The organism is Frankia sp. CcI156, assembly GCF_001983015.1.
In the GTDB taxonomy this organism is placed as follows: Bacteria; Actinomycetota; Actinomycetes; order Frankiales; family Frankiaceae; genus Frankia; species Frankia casuarinae.
The window spans coordinates 1-1,915 of record NZ_MOMD01000132.1 but is presented as its reverse complement, the minus strand read 5'-3'; the positions used below and the strand labels follow the sequence as shown (position 1 = coordinate 1,915).

At 62.3% G+C, this 1,915-nt stretch carries 1 protein-coding gene and 1 pseudogene; one reads left to right on the top strand and one right to left on the bottom strand.

What is annotated here, in order from left to right; all coding sequences use genetic code 11:
- Positions 1 to 168 precede the first annotated feature (168 nt).
- On the top strand, positions 169 to 1,443 hold the full coding sequence (locus CcI156_RS23675) for an ISAs1 family transposase (RefSeq protein WP_254847595.1): 1,275 nt from the start codon (positions 169 to 171) through the stop codon (positions 1,441 to 1,443).
- On the opposite strand, the pseudogene CcI156_RS23670 reads toward CcI156_RS23675, so the two are convergent.
- Positions 1,432 to 1,725, bottom strand: a pseudogene (locus tag CcI156_RS23670) (transposase); the annotation flags it as partial. The gene CcI156_RS23675 and the pseudogene CcI156_RS23670 sit on opposite strands and share 12 nt — an antisense overlap.
- Positions 1,726 to 1,915 lie beyond the last annotated feature (190 nt).

The following is a 1,915-nucleotide window of genomic DNA, read 5'->3' as shown; positions in this document are numbered from 1 at the left end:
GCCTGGTGATCACTTCTGGGCATCCGATGGGCGATTGATTGTCGCTAAAGCTCGTCGTGGATTCGTGCCATAGCAACTTGACCTGGCGCCGACCGTGATTCGACGGCGCATTTGGCGTCACTGGGCACGCGATTATCTGGAAATGCTTGACGGGATGCAGGCTCCCCGTTGAGAAAGAAGTGGCCTTCCGCTTGGGACAATGTAAGTACCACCAAACAAACCCCCAAGACAGAAGGCCACCACGTGACATCATGCCAGCCTGACCCCTGCATGTCCAACGAGCCTGTCGATTGCGAGCAGCTCGACATCTCCAGCCTGCTCGCGATGCTCGGCGAAATTCCCGACCCACGTAAGGCGAAGGGAGYGATCTAYARCCTGCGGTACATCCTGTCGACCTCGCTTGTCTCGACGATGACCGGCGCAAAGCGCSTCAGTGAGATCGGCCGCTGGGCGGCGAGAATCCMTCAGCCCCTACTGGCCCGGCTGGGAGCACCTTACGATCACTTCCTCGGACGGTACCGAGTACCCAGCGAGAAGACGATCCGCAGGGTCCTCCAGGTCATCGACGTCGCGGCACTGGACGCCCGCATCGGTTGCTGGCTGTTCGCGCAGACCACCTGGGAGAACGGGGAGCATATCACCATCGCGGTCGATGGCAAGGTCATGCGTGGCGCCTGGGTAGATGAGAAGACACAGGTCAAGCTACTCGCCGCGATGATCCACGGCAGGGGTCTCGTCATCGGACAGATCCGTATCCCCGACGACACCAACGAGATCACCCAGGTCGAAAATCTGCTCGACCAGCTTCCGGAAATGCCAGGACATCCGACCGTGACCCTCGACGCGGCRCATACGCAGGACGACACCGCAAAGGACATCGTCAAGCACGGAATGGACTACGTGATGACGGTGAAGGGGAATCGCCCGACCCTCAAAAGGCAGACATTCGAACGGGTCCTTCCGCTTCTCCAGGAACCAGCCCACCACGAGGTCCAGGAACGCGGACACGGCCGGATCAAAAACTGGCAGACCTGGACTACGAAAGCCGACGGCATCGAGTTCCCACATGTCAACAAGGCGGCCATCATCCGGCGAGACGAGTTCGACCTCACCGGAGTTCGCCTCACCCGCGAATACGCCCTCGCCCTCACCAGCGCTACGGGCACGCACGCCACAGCGTCATACTTCCACTCCCACGTCCGCGGCCAATGGGGCATCGAGAACGAGATCCACTACATTCGCGACACTGCCTGGCGTGAGGACGACGATCCGATCTATACCGGGAACACGAATCAGGCTTTCGCGAGCCTCCGGAACCTGACCATCGGAATCCTCCGCCTCAACGGCAGGAGGAAAATCAAGGAAACCCTGGAGGACGTCGCCGCCGATCGCCACGCGGCACTCGACCTGCTCGTCACAGCCTGTAGCGGATCAAAGCGGTGAGCTACCTCGCCGGAGCCCTGGCTTACGGCCCTGACCAGTCGGGTCGAGGCTCATGACCGCCATGTAGATGCACTTCAGCGCGGCGGTCTCGTTCGGGAAGTGCCCACGGGCCCGGACCGCGCGGCGGCGGATCCGGGCGTTGACGCTCTCGATCGCGTTGGTCGAGCAGAACACCCTGCGGATCTCCGCGTCGAAGGCCAGAAACGGCGTGAAYTCGGCCCAGGCGTTCTCTCACAACCTGACGATCGCCGGATAACGGGCGCCCCAGGCCTCGGCGAACTCCGCCGGGTAGCCCGGGGGGATCTCACCCCCGGGCCCCCACAGAACGCAGCGTGACAGTCTCCCGTCACTGCGCTCGTCTCATCCAGTCCGTCAGAAACTGGTGATCCACGCCCAGTGGGCGAACAGGCGGGGCTTCCTGCGTAGGAGCCCCTTCCACCATCTGAGGAGTGAATTGCTGGACCGCGGAGGG